Annotated in this window: 5 protein-coding genes and 1 tRNA gene; 4 read left to right on the top strand and 2 right to left on the bottom strand. The window is 50.4% G+C overall.

Annotation, left to right across the window (positions count from 1 at the left end; genetic code table 11):
- The 3 genes from AC9UES_RS06355 to pyk all read left to right on the top strand — a co-directional run.
- The coding region (locus AC9UES_RS06355) for a hypothetical protein (RefSeq protein ID WP_509527769.1) at positions 1 to 314 on the top strand (314 nt) is incomplete at its 5' end.
- Complete coding sequence (locus AC9UES_RS06350; protein ID WP_509527766.1) at positions 307 to 1,767, top strand: glutamate synthase subunit beta; 1,461 nt, start codon at positions 307 to 309, stop codon at positions 1,765 to 1,767. The genes AC9UES_RS06355 and AC9UES_RS06350, both read left to right, overlap by 8 nt.
- Positions 1,768 to 1,794: 27 nt before the next feature.
- Positions 1,795 to 3,216 carry a pyruvate kinase gene (gene pyk, locus AC9UES_RS06345; protein ID WP_509527763.1) on the top strand — a complete coding sequence of 474 codons (1,422 nt, stop codon included), beginning with the start codon at positions 1,795 to 1,797 and terminating at the stop codon, positions 3,214 to 3,216.
- 7 nt (positions 3,217 to 3,223) lie between these two features.
- Here pyk and AC9UES_RS06340 read toward each other — a convergent pair.
- Positions 3,224 to 3,309 (bottom strand) — tRNA-Leu (locus AC9UES_RS06340).
- A 70-nt stretch (positions 3,310 to 3,379) separates the two neighbouring features.
- On the opposite strand from AC9UES_RS06340, the gene AC9UES_RS06335 reads away from it, so the two are divergent.
- Positions 3,380 to 3,961, top strand: coding sequence for an ANTAR domain-containing response regulator (locus AC9UES_RS06335; RefSeq protein ID WP_509527760.1), 582 nt, complete (start codon positions 3,380 to 3,382; stop codon positions 3,959 to 3,961).
- On the opposite strand, the gene AC9UES_RS06330 is transcribed toward AC9UES_RS06335, so the two are convergent.
- Positions 3,936 to 4,278, bottom strand: a 343-nt coding sequence (locus AC9UES_RS06330; RefSeq protein ID WP_509527757.1) for a PaaI family thioesterase, incomplete at its 5' end; no start/stop codon positions are given. The two genes, AC9UES_RS06335 and AC9UES_RS06330, sit on opposite strands and share 26 nt — an antisense overlap.

The raw sequence follows: 4,278 nt of genomic DNA, 5'->3' as shown, positions 1-4,278 counted from the left end.
CATATGTTTACAATCTTCGGAATTCTAGTGTGAATGCGGAGGCACTCAGCGGAGATGAACTCAGGCTTCTTAGGCCGTCTAAAGAGCAGGCAGTTGAACTTAGAGAGCTGATTGCGCTTCACCAGACCGAGACTAAATCAAGAATTGCCGGCTGGATACTTGAGAACTTCGATTCCGAGCTGGAGAATTTCAGTGTCGTGATGCCTACTGATTACGCAAGTGTTAGGGAAATTCTCTCAGACGCAGAGCAAAACGGAATGGACCCGGACGGCAAGGAAGTTTGGGAAAAGATTCTGGAGGCTACCAATGGCTGATCCAAGAGGCTTTCTAAAGGTTCCTGACCGAGAAGTAGCTAAGCGCCGCCCAGTTGAGGTGCGAATTATGGACTGGAAGGAAGTCTACGAACGACGTCAGTCCGGTGTTGTTAAGGCTCAGGCTGGAAGGTGCATGGATTGCGGAGTGCCATTTTGCCACCAGGGTTGCCCGCTTGGAAACTTGATCCCGGAATGGAACGACGCGGTTTGGCGTGCCGATGGGGCTTCGGCAATTGAAAGGTTGCACTCAACAAATAATTTTCCAGAATTTACGGGTCGACTCTGCCCGGCACCATGCGAGTCAAGCTGTGTTCTAGCGATTAACCAACCGGCCGTCACGATCAAGGAAATTGAAGTGTCAATAATTGATGACGCATTCGATAACGGTTTCGTCTCGGCTCATCCACCCGAGCGGCTTACTGGAAAAACAGTGGCTGTTGTGGGTTCTGGTCCGGCTGGCTTAGCGGCCGCGCAACAACTTGCAAGAGCTGGACATACTGTTGCCGTCTTTGAAAGAGATGATCGAATTGGCGGTTTACTGCGCTATGGAATTCCTGATTTCAAGATGGAAAAGCGTCACATTGACCGCAGACTCGCTCAGCTTGAAGCCGAAGGCGTGCGCTTTAGAACTGGGGTTGAAATTGGTAAGCAAATTCGCTGGGAGGATCTCCTAAGACGATACGACGCTGTCTTGGTTGCAACCGGCGCATCGGTGCCCAGAGACTTGACTGTTTCAGGAAGAGAACTCGGTGGAGTTCATTTCGCGATGCCGTATCTAGCTCAGGCTAATCGCGCCGTTGCAGGGTTGAGCTTAAGCGATCAGATCTCTGCTGCAGGAAAACATGTGGTTATTCTAGGCGGAGGGGACACTGGAGCGGATTGTCTGGGAACCGCCACCAGGCAGGGAGCAAAGTCTGTTACAACAATTGCGATTGGTGTAAAGCCACCAGAGACTAGATCTTCAAAACAGCCGTGGCCTACGTTTCCGAATCTTTACGAAGTATCAAGCGCACATGAGGAGTTTGGCGACAGAAAATTCATGTCTTCAACAATTGAATTTGTCGGGGAGTCAGGAAGCGTAAAGGGAATTCGCGTTGCTGATACCCAGATTGTTGACGGTAAACGTGTCCCGACCCCTGGTACAGAGCGCACCATAGAAGCAGATTTGGTCCTTCTGGCCCTTGGATTTGTTGGTCCGGAAACAGCTGGTCCCGCCGAGGAGTTGAATCTAGGTTTAGAATCAAATAGTACCTTCGCGAGAGCGGATGATTTCTCAACCGATGTTCCAGGGCTTTTTGTAGCCGGGGACGCTGGAAGAGGACAGTCCTTGATTGTTTGGGCGATAGCTGAGGGTCGCGCGGTTGCCGCCACCATCGATAGATTCTTAGAAGGAACCACAGATTTGCCCTCACCGGTGCGGGCCTCAGACCAACCATTATCTGTTTACAGCTAACCGCTCCATAACAAGAAGAGGTGTCAAATGAGAAGGGCAAAAATCGTTGCAACCCTAGGGCCTGCTAGCTCTAGCTACGATCAACTTCGAGCAATCATCGAAGCTGGTGTTGATGTTGCAAGGATGAACCTCAGCCACGGTAGCTACGATGTCCACGAGCAGATCTATCGCGATGTTCGAAAGGCTGCTAGTGATCTAGATAAGCCAGTAGGAGTTTTTGTGGACCTGCAAGGTCCGAAGATTCGTCTAACCAAGTTCAAAGATGGGCCGGTAAAGCTTGAAAAGGGCGCCACCTTCAAGATCACGACCGATGAGATCGAAGGTGATGTCAACATCTGTGGAACGACATTCAAGGGTCTTACAGGTGATGTCAAAGTTGGCGATTTTCTGCTGATTGACGATGGCAAAGTTAAACTTCGAGCTGTAGCAGTTTCCGACACCACTGTTACTACCGAGGTTGAGATTCCCGGTCTAGTTTCGAACAATAAGGGAATAAATCTCCCTGGAGTAGCAGTGAATGTTCCGGCTCTTTCAGAAAAGGATGAGGCGGATTTGCGTTGGGCCCTAAAGCTGGGTGTGGATATGGTGGCGCTCTCGTTTGTGAGAAATGCTTCTGACATCGAGCGAGTTCACGAGATTATGCGCGAGGAGGGTCGCAAGGTTCCCGTAATCGCAAAGATTGAAAAACCCCAAGCGGTTGAGAATCTAGAGGAGATTATTGACGCGTTCGACGCAATCATGGTTGCCCGTGGTGACCTTGGTGTCGAGCTTCCTCTTGAGCAAGTTCCACTGGTTCAAAAACGTGCTGTTGAGCTTGCACGCCGCTGGGCTAAGCCAGTAATAGTTGCTACCCAGATGCTTGAATCCATGATCTCATCGAGTATTCCAACACGTGCGGAAACTAGCGATGTCGCGAACGCAGTTTTGGATGGTGCCGATGCTCTTATGCTTTCGGGCGAAACTAGTGTTGGATCATTCCCGGTTGAAACAGTGTCGACAATGGCAAAGATCATCCAGTCAACTGAGGAAAACGGGCTCTCAAGGATTCCAGACCTTGGAACTAGACCTCACACTCAGGGTGGAGCGGTTTCGTTTGCAGCTATGGAAATTGCGGAGCTACTTGGATCCAAATTTGTCTGCGTATTCACTGAAGGCGGAGATTCACTTCGAAGGATCTCGCGATTAAGGTCGGCCGTCCCTGTTCTTTCCTTCACACCGAATGTTCAAACGGCTCGCGAGCTATCACTGGTTTGGGGATCAAAGACCTACATTGTTCCAAAAGTGACACACACAGACTCTATGTTCGAACAAGTAGATATTTCAGTTCTAGAGCAGGGAATGTGCAAGGTGGGCGATGAGGTAGTTGTTGTCGCTGGAACCCCACCTGGGGTATCGGGCTCCACAAACACACTTCGAGTTCACAAGGTTGGAACTGGGGCCGAGAGCTAGGCTTTCGTGGTGCCGGAAGTGGGATTCGAACCCACACGTCCTTTCGAACAAAGCATTTTGAGTGCTCCGCGTCTGCCGTTCCGCCATTCCGGCAGTACCACGTGTTCAACTCTAACCGATTTGTTTTGGCCCCATTGCCCCAAAGTGCCATAAAGTAAGCGACATGGAACAGAACTCTAAGCGACGAATAGTTGTTGCCGAGGACGAGTCGCTGATTCGAATGGACATCGTCGAAACCTTGAGAGACCAAGGTTTCGATGTGGTTGGAGAAGCTGGAGATGGTCTAAAGGCAATCGAACTTGCCAAAGAACTCAAGCCCGATCTAATGGTGATGGACATCAAGATGCCAGATTTGGATGGTCTTTCGGCTGCCGAGCAAATTGCCCAACTCCGAATTCCAGTGGTGTTTCTAACAGCTTTCAACCAGCAAGAGCTAGTCACGCGTGCTTCCGAAGTGGGAGCCATGGCTTTTCTGGTCAAACCATTCTCCCCGGAAGATCTACTTCCGGCAATTGAGGTTGCACTATCTCGTCATCAGCAACTTACCCAGTTGGAATCAGAAGTATCTGATCTGACCGAAAGGCTCGAAACGAGAAAGCTTGTTGAAAGGGCCAAAGGTGTCCTTGGGGTTCAAATGGGACTTTCGGAGCCAGATGCCTTCAGGTGGATACAAAAAGCTGCCATGGACCGCCGAATTGGAATGGTTGATGTGGCAAAGACTATTCTTGATCAGCTGGAGAAGTAGCTTTTCTTATCAGGTTAGTTATGCGCACTGTGGAGAGTCTTTCTCCAGCTTCGTTTGTTACCACGACCTCGTGAACAGTAAGAGTTTTTCCAAGGGAAAGCGCAGTGGCGGTTCCTGTTACTAGACCCTTGGTAGCTGACCTTGTGTGTGACGCAGAAATTTCAATTCCAACCGCGTGGCCGTTTGGGTGCGCCCAGACGTTAGCGGCGAACGAACCTAGGGTTTCACCAAGTACAAGATAGGCGCCACCGTGAAGCAAACCAATTGGTTGGGTGTTTCCCTCGACAGGCATCGTGGCCACCGCCCGCTCTGCACTT

Source organism: Rhodoluna sp. (assembly GCF_044232805.1).
GTDB lineage: Bacteria > Actinomycetota > Actinomycetes > Actinomycetales > Microbacteriaceae > Rhodoluna.
The sequence above is the reverse complement of the archived record's forward strand: the minus strand, read 5'-3'. Positions and strand labels throughout refer to the sequence as shown.

Bases quoted from the DNA above. Each gene is read 5' to 3' on its own strand.
- pyk (WP_509527763.1), top strand. From the start codon at position 1,795: ATGAGAAGGGCAAAAATCGTTGCAACCCTAGGGCCTGCTAGCTCTAGC.
- AC9UES_RS06350 (WP_509527766.1), top strand. From the start codon at position 307: ATGGCTGATCCAAGAGGCTTTCTAAAGGTTCCTGACCGAGAAGTAGCT.
- AC9UES_RS06335 (WP_509527760.1), top strand. From the start codon at position 3,380: ATGGAACAGAACTCTAAGCGACGAATAGTTGTTGCCGAGGACGAGTCG.